Consider the following 23,907-nt stretch of genomic DNA (forward strand, 5'->3'; position numbering starts at 1 on the left):
GATAAAAACTAGTCGTTGCCGTGAACGAGGAACTCGGCGATGTCCCAGTGGCCGGTGCGCGGCATCGGCACGTCGCCGCGGGTCCAGACGTCGAGCAGGTAGGGCACGCCCGCGGCGACCGCGGCGCGCAGCGCCGCGGGCAGATCGTCCGGCTCCTGTACGCGCGCCGCGGCGATGCCGAACGCCTCCGCCAGCTTCACGAAGTCCGGGTTGTACGGCTTGCCGTCGGGGGTGGTGAACTCGGTGCCGTAGGCGTTGTTGAAATACGTCGTGCCGACGGTGCGGATGGTCGAGAAGCAGAAGTTGTTGAACAGCACCCAGACCACCGGAATCCCCAGCTCCACCGCCGTGGTCAGCGCGCCCACCACCGAGAGGAACCCGCCGTCGCCGACCAGGCACATCACCGGCTTGTCGGGCGCGGCGATCTTGGCGCCGATCGCCGCCGCCGGCGCGAACCCCATCGTCGCCATGCCGCCGCTGGTGATGAAGCGCTGCGGCTGACGCGCGACCAGCTGCTGGCCGGCGCCGTTCTTGTTCCACCCGACGTCGGTCACGAAGATCGTCTCCGGCGACGCCACCCTCGAGATCTCGTTCAGCAGCCGCGCCGGATGAATGGGCGTGCCGCCGTTGCGCTGCTCCTTCGCGAGCTCCGTCTGCCAGTCGGCCTTGCCGCGCGCCAGGTCCGACGCGCGCGATGCCGACGGCCGCGCCGGCCGCGCGCGCAGCGCGTCGTGCAGCTCGCGCAGCGTCAGTTTCGCGTCGCCGACGATGCCGACGTCGACGGGATAGATCTTGCCGATTTCCTGCGGCTCGATGTCGATCTGGATGAGGCGGGTCGGCGGAATCGAGAAGGTGTACTGCGGGTTCCACGAGCTGCAGTCCGCTTCGCCGAAGCCGGTGCCGACGGCGAGGATCACGTCCGCGGATCGCGCCGTCTCGTTCGCCACGCGCGTCCCCCAGATGCCGGTCATGCCGAGCGACAGGGCGTGATCCTCCGGAAAGATGCCCTTCGCCATCAGCGTGGTGGCGACCGGGACGGACAGCAGCTCCGCGACCTGGCGCAGCTCGGGGGAGGCCTCCGACAGCGTCGCGCCGTTGCCGGCGAAGATCATCGGCCGCGACGCCTTGGCGAGCAGATCGGCGGCGGCGGCGATGCCCGCCGGATCGCCCGCGGTCTTGCCGTGCGTCGGACGGCGCGCCACGGTGATCGGCTCGGCGGCGATCGGCTGCGAGAACACGTCCATCGGCACGTCGAGCAGCACCGCGCCCGGGCGTCCCGTCTGCGCGAGATTGAGCGCGCGCGGCATCACGTCCGTCAGGTACCTCGCCGCGTCGATGCGCCAGACCCGTTTGCAGAACGGACGATAGATGTCCCCCTGGGAGGCGTCGGCGTGGAAGCGGATCCCCTGGTGCGGCTCGCGCGCGTGATGGTACGACGGCGTGTTGCCGGTGATGACGAGCATCGGCGTCGAGTCGGCGGCGGCCGTCACCACGCCGGTCACCGCGTTGGTCATGCCCGGCGAGAGGTGGACGTTGAGGACGGCGAGCTTGTGCGACACGCGGAAGTAGGCGTCGGCGGCGTGCGCCGCCTGCTGCTCGTGGCGGAACGAGACATACTCGATGCCGAGCTTGTGGCAGGCGTCGATGAGCGCATAGTTGGTGTGGCCGCACTGGCCGAATACTTTCGTCACGCCCTCCTGCTCGAGGCAGCGGGCGATGAACATCGCTCCGGTCATATTCATTGGCCTCCCCTACACGCGCTCGCGCGGCAGGCTGCCGGCGCGCTCCGTTCGCGTCCAATCGTCAATCGTCAATCCGTCGATCGCCAACCGTCAATCGTCACTCGCCGATCGGCAATCGGCAATCGGCAATCGGCAGTGACATCAGGCCAGATTCAACGTGATCAGCCGTTCCTGGGTCATCTCCTGCATCGCGTACTTCGGCCCTTCGCGTCCCTGGCCGCTCTGCTTGACGCCGCCGAAGGGCATGAGGTCGACGCGGCTGCTCGAGGCGTCGTTGACGTGCAGCAGCCCGACCGACAGCCGCCGGGCGGCGCTCATCGCGCGGGTCAGGTCTCTGGTGAAGATGCCTGCCGCGAGGCCGAACGGCGTGTCGTTCGCCTGCGCGATGGCGGCGTCGAAGGCGTCGTAGGGAATGATCGACACCACCGGCGCGAAGATCTCCTCGCACGACACCCGCATCGACGGCGAGACGTCGGCGAGGATCGTCGGCTGCAGCACCGCACCCTCCCGGCGGCCGCCGTGAACCATTGTCGCGCCGGCGGCGACCGCCTCGCGCACCCACGACTCGGCGCGCGCCGCCTCCCGCTCGCTGATCATCGGTCCGACGTCCGTGCGCGGGTCGCGCGGATCGCCGACGACGAGCGCGGCGGCGGTCTCGGTGAGCCGGCGGCGGAACTCGGGTTCGACGCTGCGGTGCACGAACAGGCGCTGCGTCGAGGTGCAGACCTGCCCGGCGCGGCGGAAGGCGGACGCGGCGCAGCGCGCCGCGGCGCGGGCGAGGTCGGCGTCCTCGCACACGATCGTCGGCGAGATGCTCCCCAGCTCGAGCACCAGCGGACGCAGCCCGACGCGCTCGCGGATCCAGGCCCCGGCGCGCGCGCTGCCGGTGAACGTGTAGAAGTCCACCTGCGGGTTCTCGACGAGCCACGGTCCGAGATCCGCGCCGGCGCCGTGCACCAGGCCGAGGTGCCCCGGCGGCACGCCCGCCTCGAGCAGCAGCTCGAACAGCCGCACGCCGCTCAGCGGCGCCAGCTCGGACGGCTTCATCACCACCGCATTGCCCGACGCGAGCGCCGGCGCCACCTTGTGGCAGATCATGTTCAGCGGCGAGTTGAACGCGGTGATCGCGCAGACCACGCCGCGCGGGACGCGGATGCTGAACGCCATCCGATGCGCCTGCCCCGGCGCCGCCTCGATCGGGACCATCTCGCCGACCAGCCGCTTCCCCTCCTCCGCCGAGACGATGCAGGTCTGCACCGCCCGCGACACCTCGGTGCGCGCGTCGCTGATCGGCAACCCGCCTTCCGCGGTGATCAGCGCCGCCAGCTCCTCGCGGTGCCGATCGATGAGGCGGGCGGTGTTCTGGAGGATGACGTAGCGCTGCTGCGGGTCGAGCGGCGTCCGGGCGAACGACGCCGCCGCGGCGGCGATCGCGGCATCGACCTGTTCGCGTCCCGCGCATTCGACGGCGCCGATCACCTCGCCGGTGTACTTGTCGCGCACGTCGAGCGGCGGCCGCGCTCCCGCGTGCCACTCGCCGCCGATGAGCAGCCGGCCGCGCCGCGGAGCAGCAGCGGCCATGCTCAGATGACGCCGCGCTCGCGGAGGTGCTGCTGCTCGTCGCATGTGAGCCCCAGGGCGCCGTAGATGGCGTGATTGTCCTGCCCCAGCTCGCCGCCCGCCCACTGGATCTCGCCCGGGGTCTCGGAGAACCGCGGGACGACGGCGTGCATGCGGACGGCGCCCGATCCGTTCGGCACGTCGCGGGTGAGGCCGCGCGCCCGCCAGTGCGGATGCGCCTCGATGTCGGCGATGGTCTGCACCGGGATGGCGGTGAGCTGGTTGGCGGCGATGACGGCGACGTTCTCGGCGAGCGAGCGCGCCGCGATCGCGCCGGCGATCGCCTCGTCCAGCTCGCGGGCGTGCTCGACCCGGGCCGCGTTGGTGGCGAACCGCGGATCGTCGAGGAGATCGTCGAGGCCGTAGCTGCGGAGGAAGCGCTCCGCCATCTTCGGCGTCGAGCCGCTGACCGCGATCCACCCGCCGTCGGCGGTGCGGTAGCAGCCGCGCGGCCCGGCGTTGCGCGAGCGGCTGCCGTCGCGGCGCCGCTGGCGCCCGGTCGCGGAGTACTCGGCGGCGAGCGGCCCGAGCAGCGAGAACAGCGACTCGAACAGCGAGACGTCGATCACCTGCCCGCCGGCGTGGTGCACGTCGCGGTGGTAGAGCGCGAACATCACGGCGTTGCTGGCGTACAGCGCCGAGACGCTGTCGGCGAGCGGGAAGGCGGGCACGATCGGCCCGCGATCGGGCTCGCCGTTCATTTCCGCGAAGCCGGTGGCGGCCTCGACCAGGGTGCCGAATCCGGGACGGCCGCTGTCGGGGCCGGTCTGCCCCCAGCCCGAGATGCGCAGGAGGATCAGGCCGGGACGATGCGCCTTGAGCGTGTCCCAGTCCAGACCGAGACGCTCGAGCGTGCCGGGGACGAACGACTCCATCAGCACGTCGAACTGCGGCAGCATCTTCAGCAGCAGCGCGCGTCCTTCCGGCGCCTTCAGGTTGAGCGTGACGAACCGCTTGTTGCGGGCGTAGACCTTCCACCACAGCGGCGCGCCGTCCGCGGTCCACTGCCGCAGCGGATCGCCGCTGCCCGGCTGCTCGATCTTGACGACCTCGGCGCCGAAGTCGGCCATCAGCATGCCGGCGATGCCGCCGGCGACCATGCGCGACAAGTCGAGAACGCGGATGCCGTGGAGCGCTTTCATGACGGGGTAATCAGGTGAGAGTATACTTGTCTGGATAACAATACAAGATAAGCGTCCCGGGTGAACTTGCTATGCTCGACTCAGTGCCACGCGAAAACCGCATCGTCCCGCTGTACCACCAGGTCGAGCAGGTCATCCGTCACCGCATCGCGACGCGCCAGTACGATCCCGGCTTCCAGATTCCGTCCGAGCACGAGCTCGGGCGCGAGCTGAAGGTGAGCCGCGTCACCATTCGCGAAGCGCTGCGCGAGCTGGTGCGCGAGCACCTGCTGGTCAAGGTGCAGGGCAAAGGGACGTTCGTCGCGCCGGAGCTGCCGAAGGTCCTGCCGCCGATCAAGTACAGCGGCTTCCTCGAGGACCTCTATCAGCGCGTGCAGCAGCTCGAAGTCGTCAACGTCGAGATGACGCGCGTGCCCCCCACCGACGCGGTCCGCGAGGTGCTCCAGCTCGCCCCGACGGTGAAGGAGATCGTCCAGATCAAGCGCGCCCGCCGCGTCGACGGCGAGCCGTTCTCGTTCACCATCAACTACGTGCCGGTCGAAATCGGCGCGCGCGTCGACCCGGCGGTGTTGAAGACCGTTCCGCTCAACACGGTGTTCGAGCGCGACCTCAAGATCCCGGTGCTGCGCGCCGAGGAAACCGTCGAGGCGGCGCCGGCCAATCCCGAAGTGGCGTCGCAGCTCGCCATCCCGGTGCTCTATCCCGTGATGCACGTCACCCGCGTGATGTTCACCGAGGGGGATCGCGCCTTCGAAGTCGTCGAGACCTTCTACCGCGCCGACAAGTATCACTACTCGGTGAATCTGAGCCGCGTGAAGCGCAACGGCAAGTGGATCTGGAGCCAGGAGGCACGCGCCCCGCGGGTCCCCACGCGCGTCAAGAAGGCGGCACGCCCGGCGCGCCGCCGCCCTTCGACCCAGCGGTAGCTCCGGGCCGGCCCTTCGACGCCGCCCGGGGAGGCTACTTGATCGGCGAGTAGTCGGTCGCGGTGAGAAACAGCGACTCGGCCTTCGCCACGATCCGTCCGTTCACCTCGGACGCCGCCTTCGCCTTCTGCCACTCCGGATCGGCGCCGAACTCTTTCCAGTTCTTCGCCGCCGCCTCGCGGCTGGGATGCTCCAGGATGTAGATCAGGGTGGTGCCCGCGGTCGGCCCGTCCATCGGCGTCCAGTAGCCGATGTTCTTCATGCCGTGCTTCTCGAACAGCTTGAGGGTGTGGTCGCGGAACCGCGCGTTCACGGCGTCGAACTTGCCCTCGGCAGCGGTGTAGGTCCGCATCTCGTACACCTTCGACGGGGCCGGCTGATAGGCCCGGCCGACGGCGATGCCACAGAAGAAGAGCGCGGCGGCGGCGATGAGTGTCTTGGTCATGACCGCAGAGTCTACTGCAGCGTGAAGGCGAGCGGAGCAGATTCCAGCTTGTAGACCGTGTCTTCCAGCCGGCCGCGGATCGTGTACTCCCCCGGCGGCAGGACCACGAACTGCGCCTCGGGGGTGGATCCGGCCTTCACGGTGAACGGCTGCATGAACGAGACGCCCGGCAGCAGCGACAGCTCGGTGATGACCGTCAGGCAGGCGAAGCCGCCGCCCACCGGCGTCACCGCCCGGCCGGCGCGGTCGCTGAAGGACGGCAGAACCTGGCAGCTGCTCGGGAACGTAAGATTCACCGCCGAGCCGCTGATGTTGTCGATGCGGATTGCGAAGAGCGCCGCCCCCGCGACGAAGGTGGGGAGCCGGCTCACCGTCACGCGCACCGGGGCCGCCGGCGGCGTCGGACCGGTGGCGCCGGTGCCGCAGCCGCCGGCGAGCATCGCCGCGGCGAGCGCCAGGCGGCCCAGTCTCCGCATGCCGGCATTTTACCGTGCGCCTGAAACTTTCTGCCGCCGGCCGGGTTCTTCCCCCAGGTGAACGCCCATCCTTTTGAGGCGTTCGTGCGGAGGTATCAGGACATGGTGTTCGCGACCGCGGTGCGGCTGCTCGGGAACGCCGCCGACGCGGAAGACGCGGCGCAAACCGTGTTCCTCAGGGCCTTTCAGCGGTTCGAGGACCTCGGCTCCAGTCCCGCCGCCGCCGGCTGGCTCAAGACCACGACCACGAACGTGTGCCTGAACCACCTCTCGCGCTACCGCGCCCGGTGGCGCTTCTTCAGTGAAATGGGGGACGGCGAAGCCGGGGCGCCGGACTTCGCCGACGGGCTCGCCTCGGCGGACCCCGCGCCGCTCGACCGTCTCGAGCGCGCCGTCGCCACCGAGGCGCTCGAAGCGGCCGTGCGCGCGCTGCCGGATCACCAGCGCGTACCGCTGGTGCTGTTCCACTTCGAGGGAGCCAGTTACCAGGCGATCGCCGCCACGCTCGGCGTGTCGCTCGGCAAGGTGAAGACCGACATCCATCGCGGACGCGAGGCGCTCCGCCGGGTACTCACGCCATGACGTTTCAGGATCTCGAACGCCACGTCCACCGCGAGCTGGGGCGGCTCCCGGTCCCGCCGGCGCCGCACACGCTGCTGCCGCGCGTGCTCGAGGCCGTCGACGCGTGGGCGCGGCGGCCGTGGTACACGCGCGCCTGGTTCACGTGGCCGGCGGGATGGCAGGCCGCCTCGATCGTGGCCGTCCTCCTCGTCGCGGCCGGCATCTGGATGCTGCCGCCCGCTCCGCCCTCGCTCGTCGTCACCAGCAACGCCGGCCGCGTGCTGTGGCGGACGATGGTCGAGCCGTTTCTCGTCTACGCCTTCGGCATCGTCGTCATCATGTGCGCCGCGTGCGCCGCCTTCGGCGCCGCGCTCAGTTACGTCTTCATCGAAAGGGCCGAACAGTCATGAGGGTCTTCACACCGGCGATCGCCGCGCTCGCGCTCGCGATCGGCGTTCCGGCGCCGGCGGCGGCGCAGGAGGTCGACGTCGACAACCCGCCGGTGATCCGGCACTGGAGCAACAATCCGGCGCTGCGGATCGCCCAGAACTACACCCTGCGCGCCAACGACGTCGCCCGCGACGTCGTGGTGATCGCCGGCGATGCGATCATCGAGGGGCGCGTCGATCGCGACGTCCTCGTCGTGCTCGGCAGAGCGCAGCTGGCGCGCACCGCGGTGATCGACGGATCGCTCATCGTCGTCGGCGGCACCGCGGTGATCGACGAAGGGGCGCAGGTCCGCGAGGACCTGTTCGTCGCCGGCGGCCTCGAGAGCTTCGCCGGCTTCAACCCGGGGGGGCACCACGTCGTCATCGGCACCGCGGGCCTGGGCGATCGGCTGCGCGGGATCGTGCCGTGGCTGACGCAGGGGCTGCTGCTGGCGCGGCCGATCGTGCCCGGCCTGCCGTGGGTGTGGACGGTCGCGTTCGTCTTCTTCATCGTCAATCTGCTGCTCAATCTCGTCTTCGACACGCCGGTGCGCGCCGCCACCGTGCCGCTCCGCGCGACGCCGCTGTCGTCGTTCATGACCGGGCTGCTGGTGATGCTGCTCGTCGGTCCCGTGTGCGTGCTGCTCGCCGTGTCGGTGATCGGCATCGCCGTCGTGCCGTTCGTGCTCTGCGCGCTGCTGCTGGGAGCGCTCCTGGGCAAGGTCGCGTTCGCCCGCTGGATCGGCATGACGGTGATCCGCGAGGAGGAGCCGGAGCGCCGATCGCAGTCGCTGCGCTCGTTCCTGATCGGCTCGGTGATCATGGCGATCGCCTACATGATTCCGGTGCTCGGCCTGGTGACGTGGACGCTGGCCGGCATCTTCGGTGTCGGCGCATCCACGCTCGCCTTTTTCAGCGCCTACCGGCGCGAGAATCCCAGGCCGCCGAAGAAGAGCAAGGTTCCACCGCCGGTGGAACCCGCGGCACCGCCGCCCTTCGCGCCGCCGCCGGATGCGGCACCCGCCATGGCGTCCGCGGCGCCGGCCCCCGAGCCGCTGCCGCCGCTATCGACCGCGGACGAACCGCTCTACGCGGCGGTGACGCCGCCGGTCGAACCGGTCGCGGCGAGCGGCCCCGCCGGCCTCGTCGTGCTGCCGCGGGCGGCGTTCCTCGAACGGCTCGCCGCCTTCGCGCTCGACGTGGTGCTGGTCGCAATCCTCGTCGATCTCTTCGACTTCGGCCGCAACTGGGAACAGAAGGCGATGCTGGTGGCGCTCGCGTATCACGTCGGCTTCTGGACCTGGAAGGGCACGACGCTCGGCGGCATCATCTGTCAGCTGCGGCTGGTCAAGACCGACGGCGCCGTCCTGCGCTTCGCGGACTCGTTGATCCGCGGCCTCACCGGCATCTTCTCCCTCGCCGTCGCCGGCCTGGGATTCTTCTGGATTCTGCGCGATCCCGATCGGCAGGCCTGGCACGACCGGGTCGCCGGCACGTACGTCGTCAAGGTTCCCAGGAACTGGCCGATCTGACCTGCGTCAGGACGTACAATCGCATGGACTATGTCGAAGGCCGTCCGTGCGCTTCTCCTCGTCCTCGCGGCGGCAGCCGCCTGCAGCAAACCCACCCTTCGCGTGGTGGACATTCAGCTGGGTCGTTCGCTGAACGCTGACAACAGCGTCCGCGAGCATGCCGCGGCATTCACGCCAAAGGACAGCATCTACATTTCGGTGCTCACCGCGGGCAAAGGCTCCGCTACGTTGAGCGTGCGCTGGACGCTCGGCGGCCGGGTGCTGGACGAAGCGAAGAAGCCGGTCTCGTACACCGATGCCGCCGCCACCGACTTCGGCCTCAAGAGCGGATGGGGATTCCCCAAAGGGGAATACACCGCCGAAGTCTTCCTCGACGGTCAGCCCGCCGGATCGCGAAAGTTCCGGGTCGACGAGCGGCGATAGACGCCTTCATCAGCAGGTAGTACATGCCGCCCGCCGCGGCAGAACTGAACGCGGGCTCGATGTCCCGGTTGTACTCGACCGGTTGGCCACCGGCCAATTGATTGACGTATATAATCGCCGGGCAAAACTCGACCGTTCCCCTTGGAGAAACATCGATGAAGTTACGCGTGTTCGCTGCCGGTCTGTGCGCCGTGCTCGCGTTCGGCGGCCAGTCGCTCCTCGGCCGCCAGGCCGCATCCGCGCCGGCGTCGAGCGGTCCCTTCGACTCGCTGTACTGGCGGCCGATCGGACCCGCCACCATGTCCGGGCGGATCTCGGATCTCGCCATCTACGAAGCCAACTCGAACATCTGGTACGTCGCCACCGCGCACGGCGGCGTGTGGAAGACCGTGAACAACGGCACCACCTTCGAGGCGCAGTTCCAGGACCAGGGACTGATGTCGATCGGCGACGTGGCCGTGTCGCAGAACAACCCCGACCTGGTCTACATGGGCACCGGCGAGTCGAACAACCGCCAGAGCACGTCCTGGGGTGACGGCGTCTACAAGACCACCGACGGCGGCAGGACGTGGACGAACATCGGGCTCAAGACCTCCAGGCACATCAACCGGGTCGTGATCGACCCGCGCGACAACGACACGGTGTGGGTGGCGGCCACGGGGCCGCTGTTCGGCTCCGGCGGCGAGCGCGGCATCTTCAAGACCGTCGACGGCGGCAGGACCTGGAAGCAGACGCTCAAGGTCGACGAGGACACGGGCGCGAACGACCTGGTGATCGATCCGGCGAACAACAAGGTTCTGTACGCGTCGACCTACCAGCGCCGCCGTACCGCCTGCTGCATGAACGGCGGCGGTCCGGGCAGCGGCATCTGGAAGTCGACGGACGCCGGCGAGACCTGGACCCGGCTGAAAGGGAACGGCATTCCGGACGGTCCGCTCGGGCGCATCGCGATCGATGTGTATCGCAAGCGGCCGAACATCCTGTACGCGTCCATTGAAGGTCCCGCCGCAGGACGCGGCGGCGGCGGTGCCGCGCAGGGCGCGGCGGGAGCGCAGGGTGCGCGTGGCGGCGGAGCCGCGCCGGCGGCGACCACCGCCGAAGAAGCGCCTGGAGGTCAGGCGGGCGGCGGCTTCGGCGGACGCGGCGTCGCCACCGGCGTCAACGCGTCGGCGACCGGTCTCTACCGCTCGGACGACGCCGGCGCGACGTGGCGCAAGGTGAACAACGTCAACGCGCGGCCGATGTACTTCAGCCAGGTCCGCATCGATCCCAACGATCCGGAAGTGGTCTACATGGGCGGCGTCGGCCTGCACCAGTCGCTCGACGGCGGCAGGACGGTCGCCACCGACGTCGCCGAGTCGACCCATGACGACGTGCACGCGATCTGGATCGATCCGGCGAACTCCAACCGCGTCGTCATCGGCAATGACGGCGGCCTCGCCCAGTCGTGGGACATGGGCAAGACCTGGGTGTTCGTCCCCAACCTGCCGGTGGGGCTCTTCTACCACGTCAGCGTGGACAACGCGATGCCGTTCAACATCTGCGGCGGCATGCAGGACAACTACGACTGGTGCGGGCCGAGCGCGGTGCGCGGCGCCGTCGGCATCGACAATTACCGGTGGACGACGATCCAGGGGGGCGACGGCTTCGTGGTGCTGCAGGATCCGCGCGACAATCGCGTGCTCTACAGCGAGTCGCAGGACGGCAACATCGTCCGCGTCGATCGCGTGACGAACGAGACGATGTCGATTCGCCCGGTCGCGCCGCAGGGCGAGCCGCCCTACCGGTGGCACTGGGACACCCCGATGCTGATCTCGCCGCACGACGCGGCGGTCGTCTACGTCGCCGCCAATCGCGTGTTCCGCGCGCCGGATCGCGGCCTCACGTTCACCCCGATCAGCCCGGATCTGACCACCGGCGAGGATTCCGATCGGGAGCAGATCGTGACGATGGGCCTGAAGGGCAGCGACATCACGATTGCCAGGAACGACGGCATCGGCGCCTACGGCACGATCGTCGCCCTCGCCGAGTCGCCGAAACAGGCGGGCGTGCTCTACGCCGGCACGGACGACGGCCGGCTGCAGGTCACGGTGGACGGCGGCAAGGCGTGGAACGACGTCTTCACCAAGCTGCCCGACGCGCCGCGCGGCGCCTACGTCTCGCGGGTCACGCCGTCGCGGTTCGACGCGGGGACGGCGTACATCACCATCGACGACCACCGGCGGAACAACTACGAGACGTACATCTACATGACGAAGGACTTCGGCAGGTCCTGGACGTCGATCAACGGCAATCTTCGCGGCGAGGTGATCAAGACGATCACCGAGGATCTGAAGAATCCCGACGTGCTCTACGTCGGCGCCGAGACCGGGCTGTTCCTGTCGCTGGATCGCGGCGCGGCCTGGTCGCGGCCGAAGTGGAACCTGCCGACGGTGCGCGTCGACGAGATCGTCATCCATCCGCGCGACAACGCGATGGTGCTCGGCACCCACGGCCGCGCGATCTGGATCCTCGATCACCTCGAGCCGATTCAGGAGTACGCCGCGGCGCGCAACACCGAGGCGCGGCTCTTCACGCCGCCGCCGACGTCGATGTATCGCCGTCCGGCGCGCGATCGCAACTACGAGTTCTGGGGCAACCAGGTGTTCTACGGACAGAACCCGCCGCAGGCCGGCGTGCTCTCGTACTTCGTGAAGAGCAAGCCGGGCGACGTGAAGCTGAAGGTCAGCGATGCCACGGGCCGTGAAGTGCGCGAGATCGCCATTCCGGCCAACGCGGTGAAGGCCGGCATCAACAGCGCCTGCTGGGATCTGCGGGTGCAGCCGATCGCCGCCCCGCAGGGGGCGCAGGGCGGGCGCGGCGCCGGCGGCGGGCAGGCCGGGGCCGGCGGCGGCGGTCAGACTGGGGGCGGACAGGGTCCGTCGGCGGATTCCTTCGGGTTCGGCTGCGGCGGCGGCGCCGGCGGCTTCGGCGGCGGCTTCGGCGGGGGTGGCGGCGCCACGCCCGGCCCGTTCGTCCTCGCCGGCAGCTACAACGTCGCGCTCGTCGTCGACGGCAAGACCGTCGACACCAAGGCGATGCGGGTCCTCGGCGATCCGGAAGTCGTGCTCACCGAGGCGCAGCGCAAGCAGCTCTTCGACATGGGCATGGAGATGCACGAGCTGCAGAAGCGCGCGACCGAGGCGGCGGCGGGAATCGCCTCGCTCAACCGGCAGATCGCGCAGCTCTCGCAGGAGATCGGCAGCAAGGCCGACCTCCCTGCCGACGTGAAGGCGTCGTTCGATTCGCTCAAGGCCGATACCGCGGCCCTCGCTCCGAAGCTGCCGCTGGCAGCCGGCGGCGGCCGCGGGGGCGGCGGACGCGGCGCCGCAGACACCAGCGTCAGCGGCCGGATCGCGCAGGCGAAGAACGGCATGATGGGCGGCCTCTGGCCGACCTCGATCACCATGAAGGCCTACAGCGACGCCAGGGCGGACGCCCCGAAGGCGCTGTCCGATGCGAACGCGCTCTTCGCGAAGGCGGCCGCCGTCAGCACGTCGCTCGCGAAATACAACCTGAAGCTCGATGCGCCGAAGCCGGTCGATGCCGGAACGGCCCGGAAGAAGACGACGATCTAGCTGAGCCCCTTTCCGGCCGGTTTACGCCTACCTGGGCATGAGAACGTTCATGCTGGTGGTTCTGGGATGCCTGACCTGCGCAGCGCCTGCCGGCGCGCAGGCGCCCGAGCCCGGCGGCTCGGCGGGACACGGTGACGTCTATGCCGTCACCGGCTGGCAGAACCTCAGGTTGGATCGCACCGGCGACTTCGATCGGCCGGATCACAACTGGGTCCACGCCATCCTGTTCGGCGGCGCCGGAGGCGGCTGGTACTGGACCGACCATCTCAAGACGCAGGTCGATGTCGGCGTCGGCACGCCGGCGCATCAGTACCGCTACCGCTCGCGAACGATCAACGGTTCCCCGACGAGCGAGATCTCGCGCGTCCGGATCACGCGGCCGAGCGTGTCGCTGTCGCAGCAATACCAGTTCTTCCGCAACCAGTGGTTCCACCCGCGCCTGGGCATCGGCATCGACATCGCGCGGGAGACGCGGACCGAGCACTACGATCCGATCTGGGGCTTCGATCCGGTCAGCCGGGTGACGCGCGAGCTCGCCCCGGCCCGGAAAGAAGGGCCCGAGCACAGCACGGTCGTGCGCCCGTTCGGCGAGCTGGGCTTCAAGGCGTACATGACCCGGCGCGCGTTCTTCACCGGAGACATGCGGCTGATGGTGCGCGGCGGCATCGACCAGGCGCTGTTCCGCGCCGGGTTCGGCGTCGATTTCTGATCGAGGGATGTGATGACCAGACGAATCATGGCAATCGCGTTGAGCGCCGCGTTGACGACCACCGGCTGTGCCTCCGCGGCAGGACCGCGGGTCGCGGCGGATCCGGCGGCACCGCCGATCGACCGATCGACGATGGCGGAGTACGCGCAGAGGATTCCGGCGGGAAGCCGGGTGCGCGTGGAGCAGACCGACGGCCGCAGCCTGCGCGGCACGCTGATGAAGGCCGGACCGGATTCAATCACGGTGCAGCGCAACACGCGCGTGCCCGAGCCGCCGGTGCAGATTCCGATCGAGCGGATCGCGCGCCTCACGCTCGATCAGGCGTCGTCGTCGGTCGGCAAGAACATCGCCATCGGCGTCGCCTCAGGCGTGGGCGCGACGTTCGGCGTGCTCCTCCTCCTCGCGGCGATCTGGGGGGACTAGGTCGAGCATCGGCGTGGTCATGGCGGTCGTGACGAGCGCCATGATCACCATCATCGTGAACAGGCGCGGGCTGATGACGCCGAGGTCCAGCCCCACGTTCAGCACCACCAGCTCCATCAGGCCGCGGGTGTTCATGAGGATGCCGAGCCGCACTCCCAGGCGCTGCGGCATTCCCGTCAGGCGCGCGGCCAGCAGCGTGCCACCGAACTTCCCCGCCGTCGCCAGCACGACAATCGAGAGACAAATCGCCCAGTCCTGCCAGGACGCGAGGAGACCAATTTCCGTCCGCAGCCCGGTGACCGCGAAGAACGCCGGCAGGAACAGGATCGTGACCACCGGCGTGCGATCGTGCTGCAGCCGGCGCGCCAGCGTGCTGCCGGCCGGGACGACCGCGCCGAAGAGAAACGCGCCGAAGATCGCGTGAATGCCGATCAGCTCCGCCACGACCGCGGACGCGAGCAGCCCGGCGAGCGCCCACGTGACGGCGGCGTGCGACAGCTCGCCGTCGGCGTCTTCGGTCAGCCGGACCGCGATCGGCCGCACCACGAGGAACATCGCGGCGATGAACGCGACCGTCAGTCCGAGGACGACGGCCGCGTCGAACAGCGTCGCGCGTGCGATGCCGACCGTGATCGCCAGCAGGCACCACGCGCTCACGTCGTCCACCGCCGCGCACGTCAGCGCCGCCGTGCCGAGCTCGGTGCGCGACAGGCCGCGATCGGTGAGGATGCGCGCCAGCACCGGGAAGGCAGTGATCGACATCGCCACGCCCATGAACATGGCGAACGCGAGGAACGGCACGCCGGGCTGGCTCAACCCGCGATGCGTCGCCGCGGCGAGCGCCCAGCCCAGCGCGAACGGCACGGCGATGCTCGCCAGCGAAGTCACCACGTACGGCGCGGCACGCCGCCGCAGCGAACGCGGGTCGAACTCGAGGCCGACGACAAACATGTAGAGAATGACGCCGATCTGGGCGATGACGCCGAGCGTCGGCCGCGCCGCGGCCGGAAACAGAAACGCCTCGACGCCAGGCGCGACGGCGCCCAGCAGCGACGGCCCGAGCAGAATCCCGGCCAGGACTTCGCCGATGACCGGAGGCTGCCCGACCCGCGCGACCAGCACGCCGAGCACGCGCCCGGCGATGACGACGATGGCGAGCGCGAGCAGGACGTGGAACAGCAGCTCGGTCGTCATGAAGAGGCGGTGCCGCTCCGTCCGTCGTGCCGGCGCAGCCGTTCCCGGCGCGCGCGCTCCGTCTCGCGGATGCCGAGGTTGAACCAGAGCAGACGTCCCGCCGCCAGCAGCATGTTGATGCCGAGGAATGCCGGCAGGATGATCTCGCGCCGTTCGTGCTCCAGGTAGGCGAACACGATGAGCGGGATGCCGGCGGCGATCAGCGCCCAGGCGATGATCTGCCGCTTCCGCAGGACGCGCGGATGGGTGTCGGCGTCCCGCGCCCGCGAAGGATGCAGCAGCGTGACGAGCGGTGGATTCGCGCGGCCGGCCGCGTCGAAGATGTCGAGGCGCATCCCGGGCGCCTTCGCGAGCGTCGCCTCGGCGAAGGCCTGGGCCGCGGAGAGCGAATCGAAGATGACGCAGGTGGCCTGGGCGGCGTCGGCGAACGGCCGGCCGTCGGTGTCACACGGCGCGCCGCTGTCGAGGTCTTTCGCAAAGACCGCGACCTGCCCCGGCCGCACGATCTCCATCCAGCTCGCCGGCCGGCGGGACGGGTCGTGGAGCCGGACGATCTGCACGGCTGTATTGTAGGCTGCCGGAATCCGCCCGCCGCTCCGCTCTCCGCTTTCGGTGCTGGTGTAAACTCCCGCACGTGAAATCGAAATATTTCGTGGCTCCCGCTGCGGCGCTGGCGTTCGCCGCAGCCCTGGTGTTGGACGTCGCCGCATCGCGGCCGACGCAGACCGCCGCGGCCGACGGACCGATCGATCCGATGGTGCTGAAGGCGTACCAATGGCGCAGCATCGGGCCGCTGCGCGGCGGGCGCTCGATCGCCGTCAGCGGCGTCAAGGGGCGGCCGCGCGAAGCCTACTTCGGCGCGGTGGGCGGCGGGTTGTGGAAGACGACCGACGGCGGCGAGAACTGGAATCCGGTCACCGACGGGCAGATCAAGAGCTCCTCGGTCGGCGCCGTCGCCGTCTCCCAGTCCAACCCGGACATCGTCTACATCGGCATGGGCGAATCCTGCATCCGCGGCAACATCATGCCGGGCGACGGGATGTACAAGTCGACCGACGCGGGCAAGACGTGGACGCACGTCGGCTTCGGCGACGGCACCGTCGACGCCATCTCGAAGATCCGCGTGCATCCGTCCAATCCCGACATCGTGTGGGTCGCCGTGTTCGGCAAATACGGCACGAACAGCGAGCAGCGCGGCGTGTTCAAGACGACGGACGGCGGCAAGACGTGGACGAAGGTGCTCTACCGCGACACCAGGACCGGCGCGGTGGACCTGTCGGTCGATCGTCGCAATCCGAACACGATCTACGCGGCGCTCTGGGAGGCGTACCGCGTCGAGTACCAGATGTCCAGCGGCGGGCCCGGCAGCGGGCTGTTCAAGTCCACCGACGGCGGCGAGAACTGGACGGAGATCACGCGCAATCCCGGCCTGCCCTCCGGCGTCGTCGGGCGCATCGGCATCGACGTCTCCGGCGCGGACCCGAATCGCGTCTACGCCCTGGTCGAGAACGAGCGCGGCGGTCTGTACGTCTCCGACAACGCCGGCGGCACATGGATGCTCGTCAACGAGAACCGCAACATCCGGCAGCGCGCGTTCTACTACACGCACGTCATCGCCGATCCTGCCGCCAAAGACACCGTCTACATGCTGAACACGAGCGCGTTCCGCTCGACCGACGGCGGCAAGACCGTCGCCAACGTCGGCCAGGGAACGCACGGCGACCATCACGACCTGTGGATCGACCCCGACGATCCCAGGCATCTCGTGATCGGCAACGACGGCGGCGGGGCGGTGTCGATCGCCGCGGGCCAGGGCTGGACGGCGCAGGACTTCGCGACGGCGCAGTATTACCACGTCATCACCACCCGGCACGTGCCGTTTCACGTCTGCGGCGCACAGCAGGACGGCAGCACCGTCTGCGTGCCGAGCAACGCGACGGTCGGCGGCGGACGCGGCGCGGCTGGCGGAGCCGCCGGTGGCGGCGGACGCGGCGGCGCCGCGCCGGAGCTGTACAGCCCCGGCGGGGCGGAGCCGGGCTACGTCGCACCCGATCCGCTCAACGTCGACATCTTCTACGCCGGCGGCAACAACGGATCGCTGCTCACCCGCCTCGATCGGCGCACCAGCAACCTGCGCGAGGTCAATCCGTATCCGCGCATGTTCTCCGGGGAACCGTCGAGCGAACTGTTCGAGCGCTGGCAGTGGACCTATCCGATCATCTTCTCGCACGCCGACCCGCGCGTGCTCTACACCGCGTCGCAGCACGTGTGGAAAACCACCAACGGCGGCGACACGTGGGACAAGATCAGCCCCGATCTCACGCGCCACGATCCCAAGACGATGGGGCCGTCGGGCGGTCCGATTACCCACGACATGAACAGCCCCGAGGTCTACGCGACCGTGTTCGCGCTCGGACCCGGCAAGAAGGACGTCAACATCCTGTGGGCCGGATCCGACGACGGGCTCGTGCACGTGACGCGCGACGGCGGCAGGAACTGGACGAAGGTCACGCCGCCCGACATGCCCGACCTCGGACGCGTCAGCCAGATCGACGCGTCCAGCTTCGAGCCGGGCGGCGCCTACGTGGCGGTGAAGAAGCCGCTGCTGGCCGACTTCGCCCCCTACGTGTTCCGCACGCGCGACTTCGGCAAGAGCTGGACGAAGATCGTGAACGGCATCCCGGCGAACGATTACGTCCACGTCGTCCGCGAAGACCCGACCCGCCGCGGCCTGCTCTATGCCGGCACGCAGCACGGGTTCTACATCTCGTATGACGACGGCGATCGGTGGCACCCGCTGTCGCTGAATCTGCCCGACGTGCCCATCGTCGATCTCTGGGTCGACGCCAACGCGATCGCCATCGCGACGCACGGCCGCAGCTTCTACGTGCTGGACGACCTCGCCGCGCTGCGTCAGGCCGGCGGCTCGACCGCGGCCGCGTCAGGCGAGTTCGTGTTGTACAAACCGGCGGATGCGATCCGCGGCGTGGGAGCCGCGAGCATTCCGTACTTGCTGCGCAAGCCGGCGCAGAAGATGACGATCGAGATCCTCGACGGGAAAGGCCAGGTCGTCGGCACGATTCAGGGCGCTCCACCGGCGGCGGGCGGAAGAGGGGCGAGAGGTGCGGCGCCGGAAACGGGTGAAGAAGCGGCGGGGGGCGGCGGCCGCGGGCGCGGCGGCCCGCCCACCGCGTCGATGGCGGCGGGGCTGAATCGCGCGAGCTGGACGCTCAACTATCCGGGCGCCGTCACCTTCCCGGGCATGATCCTGTGGGGCGCGACGACCAACGGGCCGCTGGCGCTGCCCGGTACCTACCAGGTGCGGATGAGCGTCGACGGCCAGACGCAGACGCAGCCGCTCGTCGTCCGCAAACATCCGCTGCGCAACACGCCGGACGCCGATCTCGCGGAGCAGTTCAACCTGGGGATTCAGATCCGCGACAAGATCAGCGAAGCCAACAATGCCGTCATCCAGATCCGCCGCATCAAGGACGCGATCAACGAGCGGCTGAAGAAGTCGCCGGACGCGCAGCTGAAGACCGCGGGCGACGAACTGCTGATCGGCCTGAGCGCCGTCGAACAGGACATCTACCAGGTCAGGAACCAGAGCGGACAGGATCCGCTCAACTTCCCGATCAAGACGAACAACCGTCTGGCGTCGCTGCTCGGCATGACGCTGCGCGGCGAGGGCAAGCCGACGGCGAACATCTATCCGATCTTCGAGGACCTGAAGAAGGAGCTGAAGGCCGAGACCGATCGCCTCGAGCGTCTGCTGACGAAGGATCTCGCGGTGTTCAACACCGAAGCCAGGCGCGCGGGGGTCGATCCGATCGCGCGGTAGCCCGGCGACTTACTCGTCCGCGCGCAGCGTGAAGGTCAACTCGATCTGCACCGCGACGTCGACGGCCTTCGCGTCCTTCGTGCCGGGTCGGAAGCGCCACTCCTTCGTGGCGTTCACTGCCTGCTCGTCCAGTTCGGGATCGAGCGACTTGATCACCGTCACGTCGCCGACGGTGCCGTCGGCCTTGACGATGGCCTCGACCTCGACGCTCCCCTGCACCTGCCGCTCCATGGCCCCGGCGGTGTACTTCGGCCTGACCTCTTTGATCACGACCGGAGCCTTGACCCCTTCGTCGGTCGACTTGTACGGCTTGCTCTGCTGTGCGTACCCGGCCGCGGAGGTCACGACGGCGAGGAGCGCGACGGTCAGGATCTGTCTCACGGGGCCTCCTTGTCCGTTGTATCTGACGTCACCCGGCCGCGTTTGGCCGGACGATGCTCAGTTTACCGCCATTGCGCCCCGCGGGCCGAGGGTCCAGCGTCCCGGCTCCTGAGCGGTCAGTCGATGGGACGGAGCGCGATATACGTGGGAAACCCGACGACGCCGAGCCGGTCCAGCACGTCGCTCACGGGCGATTCGTCCGGACGTTCGCTCAGGTACTTGATCTTCACGAAGCCGTCGAGGGCGGCGTCGACTGCCGGGTCGGCGAGCGTCGTCCGATCCATGACGAGGCAGTCGCGGCACCAGGTGGCCCACATGTCGATGACAACGAGCCTGCGCTCGCGCCGTGCCCGGGCGAGGCCCTCCTCCAGGGATGTGGCCCACCCGCCGGTGAACGCTTCGGAATGCCCTCCGTCGCGCAGCGTGACAATGGTGTAGGTCTGGTGGGCGTAGTAGGCGGCGGTCGCGAGTATGAACGCCGCGAACGCACGCTTCACATGGACCATCCACCGGCCCGGTCGTGGAAGTGACGCGAGTCCGCCGCCGACCAGCGGCCATGGCGCTGCCATCCCGATCCCGAGCCCCAGCGGCAGGGCGATCGCCATCACGGTCCCGCCGGCATACAGGCGGCTCGCGAAGAGGATCACCTCGATCACGACCGGAGCCACACAGGCGCCGGCGAGCAGGGCGGAGAGCCCGCCCATGGTCAGGGCGAGCGCATACCCGCGCCCACGTTCTCGCCCGGGGCGGCGATGCCAGAATCGCGAGAAGTCGATCGTCACGAGATCGAGCATCGCGAACGCCAGCACCACGAAGAGCGCCGCCAGCGCGGCGTTGAACCACGGCGACGCATTCAGCGTGCCGAATCGCCCGGCGGTCAGGATCACGACCGCACCCAGGACACCGTAGACGATCGCCATCGCCAATCCATACGCCCCGCCGAGGAGGAACCCTCTCGCGCGGGACCGCGCCTGCGTCCCGGCCCCGATGATCGCCAGGTTGATCGGGATCATCGGGAGCACGCACGGCGTGAGGTTCAGGGCGAAGCCGCCGAGCAGCGCCAGCCCGAGAATCGCCAGCGGACCGCGTCCGGAAAACGCCTCTCGTGCCGGCGCGCCGCGCTCGGCATCCTCGATGAAGCGCAGGAACGCGGGCGCGTCGCCATACCCCGTCCGGGCGACGACGACGAAGTGATCGAGTGCCGCGACCTCCGTCCGTGCGTCCTGGGCGCCGGCGAACGCCGCCGGCCCCAGGAGCAGGACGAGGATCGCCACGACCCGGGCCATCAGCGTCCCCGATCTGCCAGTGCGTTCAGTGCCGCGACCACGTCGGACGCCTTGGCGCGGCCGTCGTGCGCGTTGCTGATCTGCGCGAACCGCACGATGGACGTTCGGTCGATCACGAATGTCGAGGGGTACGACGTCTCGTTCGGAGCATCCCATCGCAGCCCATAGGCATTCGTGAACGTGTAATCCGGATCCGTCACGAACCGGAAGCTGGCGGGAAGCGGCTGCGACGCCACGAATTCCTTCGCACGCTGTACGACCTGGTCCGACGGACCGGGATAGACCCACACCACGTTGGCCCCGCGGGCCTCGAATTCCTTCGCGTGTGCCACGAAGTCCGCGAACTGCCGCGTGCAGAAGGGGCACTGATAGCCCGGCCACCCGCGCGCGAGCACCAGGACGACCGGACCGCGCGCGGTTTCGCCCGCCAGGCTGACCGTGGTGCCGTCGAGGGCGGTGAGCGCAAACGGGCGCGCCCGGTCGCCAATCTTCGGCGCGGCGCCGAACCCGGCCGACAGAGTCGCCGTCGCCAGGACTGCCGCTGCGGCGAGCGACGGAATGCGCCGCTTCAGGATTGCTGTCATCAACGTAACCTCCGCAGCCTTCATTGCCCCGGCCGGCCGCAATATTCCCTCTTCGGGCGGGAATAAACCGGCAGTCGCGAGACATATCTCCTTTGTTACATGGAGCACACCCGTGCGCCGGCCGGCGCCCCTGACTGGAGGACGTTCGAGGCCGAAGCCTTGCCGCACGTCGACCGTCTGTTCAGGCTGGCCATGTGGTTCGAGCGCGATCGCCAGGACGCGGAGGATCTCGTGCAGGAAACGATGATCCAGGCGCTGCAGTCGTTCCATCGCTTCACGCCGGGCACGAACTGCCGGGCGTGGCTCGTGTCCATCCTTCAGCACGTCCGCAGCCATCGCTGGCGGGCTCGCTCGCGGTCGCGGCTCGTCCCGGATCCCGGCGACCGGATCGCCGAATCCGTGCCGTTCGTGCCGCCGGTCTCCCAGGTGCTCACCGACGAAGACCTGCTCGCGGCCCTCCGGAGGCTGCCGACGCGATTCCAGGAAGTCGTCGTGCTCTCCGACGTCGAGGAGTTGACCTACAAGGAGATTTCCGCCGCCCTTGGCATCCCGCTCGGTACCGTGATGTCGCGGCTGCATCGCGGCCGAGGACTGCTCCGTGCGGAGCTGCAGAAACCGGAGATGTTGCATGCAGTGCGCTGAAGCCCGAAGGCTCGCCGATTCGTTCGTCGCGGGTGAACTGCCGGCGGAAACGCGCCATCAGCTCCTCCGCCACCTCGACACCTGCGCGGGCTGCCGCGCCGACGTCCAGGACCGCCGCCGCACACGCGATCGCCTTCGCCAGGCATTTGTTCGCGCGCCGGAGCTGGCGCCGGCGCCGGAGCTCACGGCCCGCGTACGCGAGAGCCTGCGGCGCCAGTCATTGGCGGTGCGGCCGCAGGACCGCCGACGCTCCTTCAGGCGATGGATCGCCGCGGCCGCCGCCTGCGTGTTCGCGTGCGCCGGACTGTTGTGGGTGTACCAGGCAGCGCTCGGCGACACGCTCATGGCGGCGGCCGTCGGCGACCATCGCTATTGCGCGCAGCCCGGGAACGCGCCGCCGTTGCGCGAAGCCACCGCGCTCGAGGAGGCGGCTTACCGTCGACTCGAAGCCGTGCCCCGGACCATCTCGCCCGTGCCGGGCGAGGACATCGTGGTGCTCGAACGCCATGTGTGTCTCCATGGCGGACGGCGATTCGTGCACCTGGTGCTGCGGCGTCGCGGCGAGCGCCTGTCACTGGTCGTGAGCGCTGCCGCGGATCGGGCACCTGCTCAGTTTCGTACGGCGCGCGTCGACGGCATGAACGTCGTGGCGTTCCGCTCCGGCACGCTCACGCTCTTCGTCATCGGGGAGCTGTCCAGCACCGATCTCCGCGCCGTCGCGACGGTCGTCGAACGGCACCTTCGCCAGACGTAGTCCCGCCGACCCGGTCCCGCCGCCACTCGCCCGCCGGGAATGTTTCCCGCGCGGGCGGCCATCTCTCCTCCAGCGGGCAATCGTGCCCCGATTCAGTGGAGGCGACGGAAACATTTATGAAACGTATTTCCTGTCTGATGATGGTGGCCGTTCTCAGTTCGGCCGCCGCGGTGTTCGCCGCGGACCGCAACGGTGCTCTCGTAGTGACCGCCTCGAACGGGCCGCAGAACCAGCTGCTCGTCTATGACACGGGCGGCCAGTTGCTTCAGAGCGTCGCGACGCTGGGCCAGGGCGGCGCCGGCAACAATGCCGGAGGCATCGCGGCGGCCGGGGATCTGATCGCCGTCGTGAACTTCGGATCGCAGAACGTATCGACGTTCGTTCGCGGCGACGACGGTTTCACACTGCGCGATCTGCTGCCCGTCGCGTCACCGCCGCTGAGCGTGGCCTTCAGCAAGGACCACCTCTACGTGCTCGGTACCGCAACGGTTGAATCGCACGCACTGACTGCCGGCGCGGTCGATCCGGTCGCCGATGGCACGGCAGCGCTGATCGCGGCTGATGGATCGGCGGCCCAGGTCGGCGTCGTCGGCGATCGAGTCGTCATCACCGAGAAGAGCGGCGTGGTCGAGACCGTCGCGCTGCGGGGCGGCGCCATCACCGGCGCAGCGTCAGCGCTCGCGCTCCCGGCCGCCGCGCTGGCGACGCCGTTCGGCTTCACGACGCGCGGCGCCAATGCGTACGTGACGGTCGCCGGGTCGGACCTCGTCACCGTGCTCCGGAACGGAGAGCTCACCGCCGCGGTCGCCACCGGAATTCCCGGCGGCGCCGGCCAGCAGTCCCCGTGCTGGGCCGCTCTCGTCGGTCCGTACCTGTTCACGTCGAACACGCCGAGCCGCAGCGTCTCGCGCTTCGTGGCGGCGTCGAACAGCCTGTTCCTCGATCGCGAAGTGGCCGCCCGGACGGTGGGCACACCGAGCGACATCGCCGCCGAAGGCGGATTGCTCGCGCTCATCGAGGGCAATGGCGGGGGGACGGCGCACGTGACGCAGTTCCGCCTCACCGCCGACGGCGACCTCGTCCAGACGGCGACGACCGCCATCGGCTCGCCGGCGAACGGCATCGCGATCGTTGCGGGCAAGTAGGCAAGAGAGCGGCGGCCGCGGGAATAGCCGCGGCCG

22 protein-coding genes are annotated in these 23,907 nt (G+C 69.4%); 12 read left to right on the forward strand and 10 right to left on the reverse strand.

The window, feature by feature from the left end:
- Window positions 1–8 precede the first annotated feature (8 nt).
- The 3 genes from VFK57_04580 to VFK57_04590 form a co-directional block, all read right to left on the reverse strand.
- Window positions 9–1,742: a thiamine pyrophosphate-binding protein gene (locus VFK57_04580; GenBank protein ID HET7694961.1), complete on the reverse strand. Its 1,734-nt coding sequence runs from the start codon at window positions 1,740–1,742 to the stop codon at window positions 9–11.
- Between the two features lie 141 nt (window positions 1,743–1,883).
- Window positions 1,884–3,323, reverse strand: a complete 1,440-nt coding sequence (locus VFK57_04585; protein HET7694962.1) for an aldehyde dehydrogenase family protein — start codon at window positions 3,321–3,323, stop codon at window positions 1,884–1,886.
- 2 nt (window positions 3,324–3,325) lie between these two features.
- Complete coding sequence (locus VFK57_04590; GenBank protein HET7694963.1) at window positions 3,326–4,504, reverse strand: CoA transferase; 1,179 nt, start codon at window positions 4,502–4,504, stop codon at window positions 3,326–3,328.
- Between the two features lie 83 nt (window positions 4,505–4,587).
- On the opposite strand from VFK57_04590, the gene VFK57_04595 reads away from it, so the two are divergent.
- Window positions 4,588–5,430 (forward strand): GntR family transcriptional regulator, encoded by an 843-nt coding sequence (locus VFK57_04595; GenBank protein ID HET7694964.1) that lies wholly within the window; start codon window positions 4,588–4,590, stop codon window positions 5,428–5,430.
- A gap of 34 nt (window positions 5,431–5,464) precedes the next feature.
- Here the strand turns inward: VFK57_04595 and VFK57_04600 are convergent, their stop codons facing one another.
- Window positions 5,465–5,875, reverse strand: a complete 411-nt coding sequence (locus VFK57_04600) for an NIPSNAP family protein (GenBank protein HET7694965.1) — start codon at window positions 5,873–5,875, stop codon at window positions 5,465–5,467.
- 11 nt (window positions 5,876–5,886) lie between these two features.
- Window positions 5,887–6,351 carry a hypothetical protein gene (locus VFK57_04605; protein HET7694966.1) on the reverse strand — a complete coding sequence of 155 codons (465 nt, stop codon included), beginning with the start codon at window positions 6,349–6,351 and terminating at the stop codon, window positions 5,887–5,889.
- A gap of 84 nt (window positions 6,352–6,435) precedes the next feature.
- Here VFK57_04605 and VFK57_04610 point away from each other — a divergent pair, with 84 nt between their 5' ends.
- From VFK57_04610 to VFK57_04640, 7 genes are all read left to right on the forward strand, one after another.
- Window positions 6,436–6,933: a sigma-70 family RNA polymerase sigma factor gene (locus tag VFK57_04610; GenBank protein ID HET7694967.1), complete on the forward strand. Its 498-nt coding sequence runs from the start codon at window positions 6,436–6,438 to the stop codon at window positions 6,931–6,933.
- Window positions 6,930–7,322: a hypothetical protein gene (locus VFK57_04615; protein HET7694968.1), complete on the forward strand. Its 393-nt coding sequence runs from the start codon at window positions 6,930–6,932 to the stop codon at window positions 7,320–7,322. The genes VFK57_04610 and VFK57_04615 overlap by 4 nt, the downstream gene beginning before the upstream one ends.
- Window positions 7,319–8,872, forward strand: a complete 1,554-nt coding sequence (locus tag VFK57_04620) for an RDD family protein (protein HET7694969.1) — start codon at window positions 7,319–7,321, stop codon at window positions 8,870–8,872. Before VFK57_04615 ends, VFK57_04620 begins: the two co-directional genes overlap by 4 nt.
- A 30-nt stretch (window positions 8,873–8,902) precedes the next feature.
- Entirely contained in the window at window positions 8,903–9,295 is a 393-nt protein-coding gene (locus tag VFK57_04625; GenBank protein ID HET7694970.1) for a hypothetical protein, read from the forward strand.
- Window positions 9,296–9,450: 155 nt separating this feature from the next.
- Complete coding sequence (locus VFK57_04630) at window positions 9,451–12,912, forward strand: hypothetical protein (protein HET7694971.1); 3,462 nt, start codon at window positions 9,451–9,453, stop codon at window positions 12,910–12,912.
- Window positions 12,913–12,961: 49 nt separating this feature from the next.
- Window positions 12,962–13,621 (forward strand): hypothetical protein, encoded by a 660-nt coding sequence (locus tag VFK57_04635; GenBank protein HET7694972.1) that lies wholly within the window; start codon window positions 12,962–12,964, stop codon window positions 13,619–13,621.
- Between the two features lie 12 nt (window positions 13,622–13,633).
- A complete protein-coding gene (locus VFK57_04640; protein ID HET7694973.1) occupies window positions 13,634–14,044 on the forward strand; it encodes a hypothetical protein in 411 nt (136 codons plus the stop codon).
- Here VFK57_04640 and VFK57_04645 read toward each other — a convergent pair.
- Window positions 13,985–15,238, reverse strand: a complete 1,254-nt coding sequence (locus VFK57_04645; GenBank protein ID HET7694974.1) for a cation:proton antiporter — start codon at window positions 15,236–15,238, stop codon at window positions 13,985–13,987. The two genes, VFK57_04640 and VFK57_04645, sit on opposite strands and share 60 nt — an antisense overlap.
- Window positions 15,235–15,798: a hypothetical protein gene (locus tag VFK57_04650; protein HET7694975.1), complete on the reverse strand. Its 564-nt coding sequence runs from the start codon at window positions 15,796–15,798 to the stop codon at window positions 15,235–15,237. Before VFK57_04650 ends, VFK57_04645 begins: the two co-directional genes overlap by 4 nt.
- A 74-nt stretch (window positions 15,799–15,872) precedes the next feature.
- On the opposite strand from VFK57_04650, the gene VFK57_04655 reads away from it, so the two are divergent.
- Window positions 15,873–19,079, forward strand: coding sequence for a hypothetical protein (locus tag VFK57_04655; GenBank protein ID HET7694976.1), 3,207 nt, complete (start codon window positions 15,873–15,875; stop codon window positions 19,077–19,079).
- A gap of 9 nt (window positions 19,080–19,088) precedes the next feature.
- Here VFK57_04655 and VFK57_04660 read toward each other — a convergent pair whose 3' ends face one another.
- The 3 genes from VFK57_04660 to VFK57_04670 all read right to left on the reverse strand — a co-directional run bounded on the left by VFK57_04660 (window position 19,089) and on the right by VFK57_04670 (window position 21,330).
- Window positions 19,089–19,460, reverse strand: a complete 372-nt coding sequence (locus tag VFK57_04660; protein HET7694977.1) for an energy transducer TonB — start codon at window positions 19,458–19,460, stop codon at window positions 19,089–19,091.
- A gap of 116 nt (window positions 19,461–19,576) precedes the next feature.
- A complete protein-coding gene (locus VFK57_04665) occupies window positions 19,577–20,746 on the reverse strand; it encodes a cytochrome c biogenesis protein CcdA (protein HET7694978.1) in 1,170 nt (389 codons plus the stop codon).
- Complete coding sequence (locus VFK57_04670; protein ID HET7694979.1) at window positions 20,746–21,330, reverse strand: peroxiredoxin family protein; 585 nt, start codon at window positions 21,328–21,330, stop codon at window positions 20,746–20,748. Before VFK57_04670 ends, VFK57_04665 begins: the two co-directional genes overlap by 1 nt.
- 99 nt (window positions 21,331–21,429) lie before the next feature.
- On the opposite strand from VFK57_04670, the gene VFK57_04675 reads away from it, so the two are divergent.
- The 3 genes from VFK57_04675 to VFK57_04685 all read left to right on the forward strand — a co-directional run bounded on the left by VFK57_04675 (window position 21,430) and on the right by VFK57_04685 (window position 23,871).
- Window positions 21,430–21,972, forward strand: a complete 543-nt coding sequence (locus tag VFK57_04675; protein ID HET7694980.1) for a sigma-70 family RNA polymerase sigma factor — start codon at window positions 21,430–21,432, stop codon at window positions 21,970–21,972.
- Window positions 21,959–22,726: an anti-sigma factor gene (locus VFK57_04680; protein ID HET7694981.1), complete on the forward strand. Its 768-nt coding sequence runs from the start codon at window positions 21,959–21,961 to the stop codon at window positions 22,724–22,726. The genes VFK57_04675 and VFK57_04680 overlap by 14 nt, the downstream gene beginning before the upstream one ends.
- 116 nt (window positions 22,727–22,842) lie before the next feature.
- Window positions 22,843–23,871: a hypothetical protein gene (locus tag VFK57_04685; GenBank protein ID HET7694982.1), complete on the forward strand. Its 1,029-nt coding sequence runs from the start codon at window positions 22,843–22,845 to the stop codon at window positions 23,869–23,871.
- Window positions 23,872–23,907 lie beyond the last annotated feature (36 nt).

The sequence above is a fragment of the Vicinamibacterales bacterium genome, from assembly GCA_035699745.1.
Classification (GTDB): Bacteria; Acidobacteriota; Vicinamibacteria; order Vicinamibacterales; family 2-12-FULL-66-21; genus JAICSD01.

Bases quoted from the DNA above. Each gene is read 5' to 3' on its own strand.
- VFK57_04580 (HET7694961.1), bottom strand. From the start codon at position 1,742: ATGAATATGACCGGAGCGATGTTCATCGCCCGCTGCCTCGAGCAGGAG.
- VFK57_04585 (HET7694962.1), bottom strand. From the start codon at position 3,323: ATGGCCGCTGCTGCTCCGCGGCGCGGCCGGCTGCTCATCGGCGGCGAG.
- VFK57_04590 (HET7694963.1), bottom strand. From the start codon at position 4,504: ATGAAAGCGCTCCACGGCATCCGCGTTCTCGACTTGTCGCGCATGGTC.
- VFK57_04600 (HET7694965.1), bottom strand. From the start codon at position 5,875: ATGACCAAGACACTCATCGCCGCCGCCGCGCTCTTCTTCTGTGGCATC.
- VFK57_04605 (HET7694966.1), bottom strand. From the start codon at position 6,351: ATGCGGAGACTGGGCCGCCTGGCGCTCGCCGCGGCGATGCTCGCCGGC.
- VFK57_04615 (HET7694968.1), top strand. From the start codon at position 6,930: ATGACGTTTCAGGATCTCGAACGCCACGTCCACCGCGAGCTGGGGCGG.
- VFK57_04620 (HET7694969.1), top strand. From the start codon at position 7,319: ATGAGGGTCTTCACACCGGCGATCGCCGCGCTCGCGCTCGCGATCGGC.
- VFK57_04625 (HET7694970.1), top strand. From the start codon at position 8,903: ATGTCGAAGGCCGTCCGTGCGCTTCTCCTCGTCCTCGCGGCGGCAGCC.
- VFK57_04630 (HET7694971.1), top strand. From the start codon at position 9,451: ATGAAGTTACGCGTGTTCGCTGCCGGTCTGTGCGCCGTGCTCGCGTTC.
- VFK57_04635 (HET7694972.1), top strand. From the start codon at position 12,962: ATGCTGGTGGTTCTGGGATGCCTGACCTGCGCAGCGCCTGCCGGCGCG.
- VFK57_04640 (HET7694973.1), top strand. From the start codon at position 13,634: ATGACCAGACGAATCATGGCAATCGCGTTGAGCGCCGCGTTGACGACC.
- VFK57_04645 (HET7694974.1), bottom strand. From the start codon at position 15,238: ATGACGACCGAGCTGCTGTTCCACGTCCTGCTCGCGCTCGCCATCGTC.
- VFK57_04665 (HET7694978.1), bottom strand. From the start codon at position 20,746: ATGGCCCGGGTCGTGGCGATCCTCGTCCTGCTCCTGGGGCCGGCGGCG.
- VFK57_04670 (HET7694979.1), bottom strand. From the start codon at position 21,330: ATGACAGCAATCCTGAAGCGGCGCATTCCGTCGCTCGCCGCAGCGGCA.
- VFK57_04675 (HET7694980.1), top strand. From the start codon at position 21,430: ATGGAGCACACCCGTGCGCCGGCCGGCGCCCCTGACTGGAGGACGTTC.
- VFK57_04680 (HET7694981.1), top strand. From the start codon at position 21,959: ATGCAGTGCGCTGAAGCCCGAAGGCTCGCCGATTCGTTCGTCGCGGGT.
- VFK57_04685 (HET7694982.1), top strand. From the start codon at position 22,843: ATGAAACGTATTTCCTGTCTGATGATGGTGGCCGTTCTCAGTTCGGCC.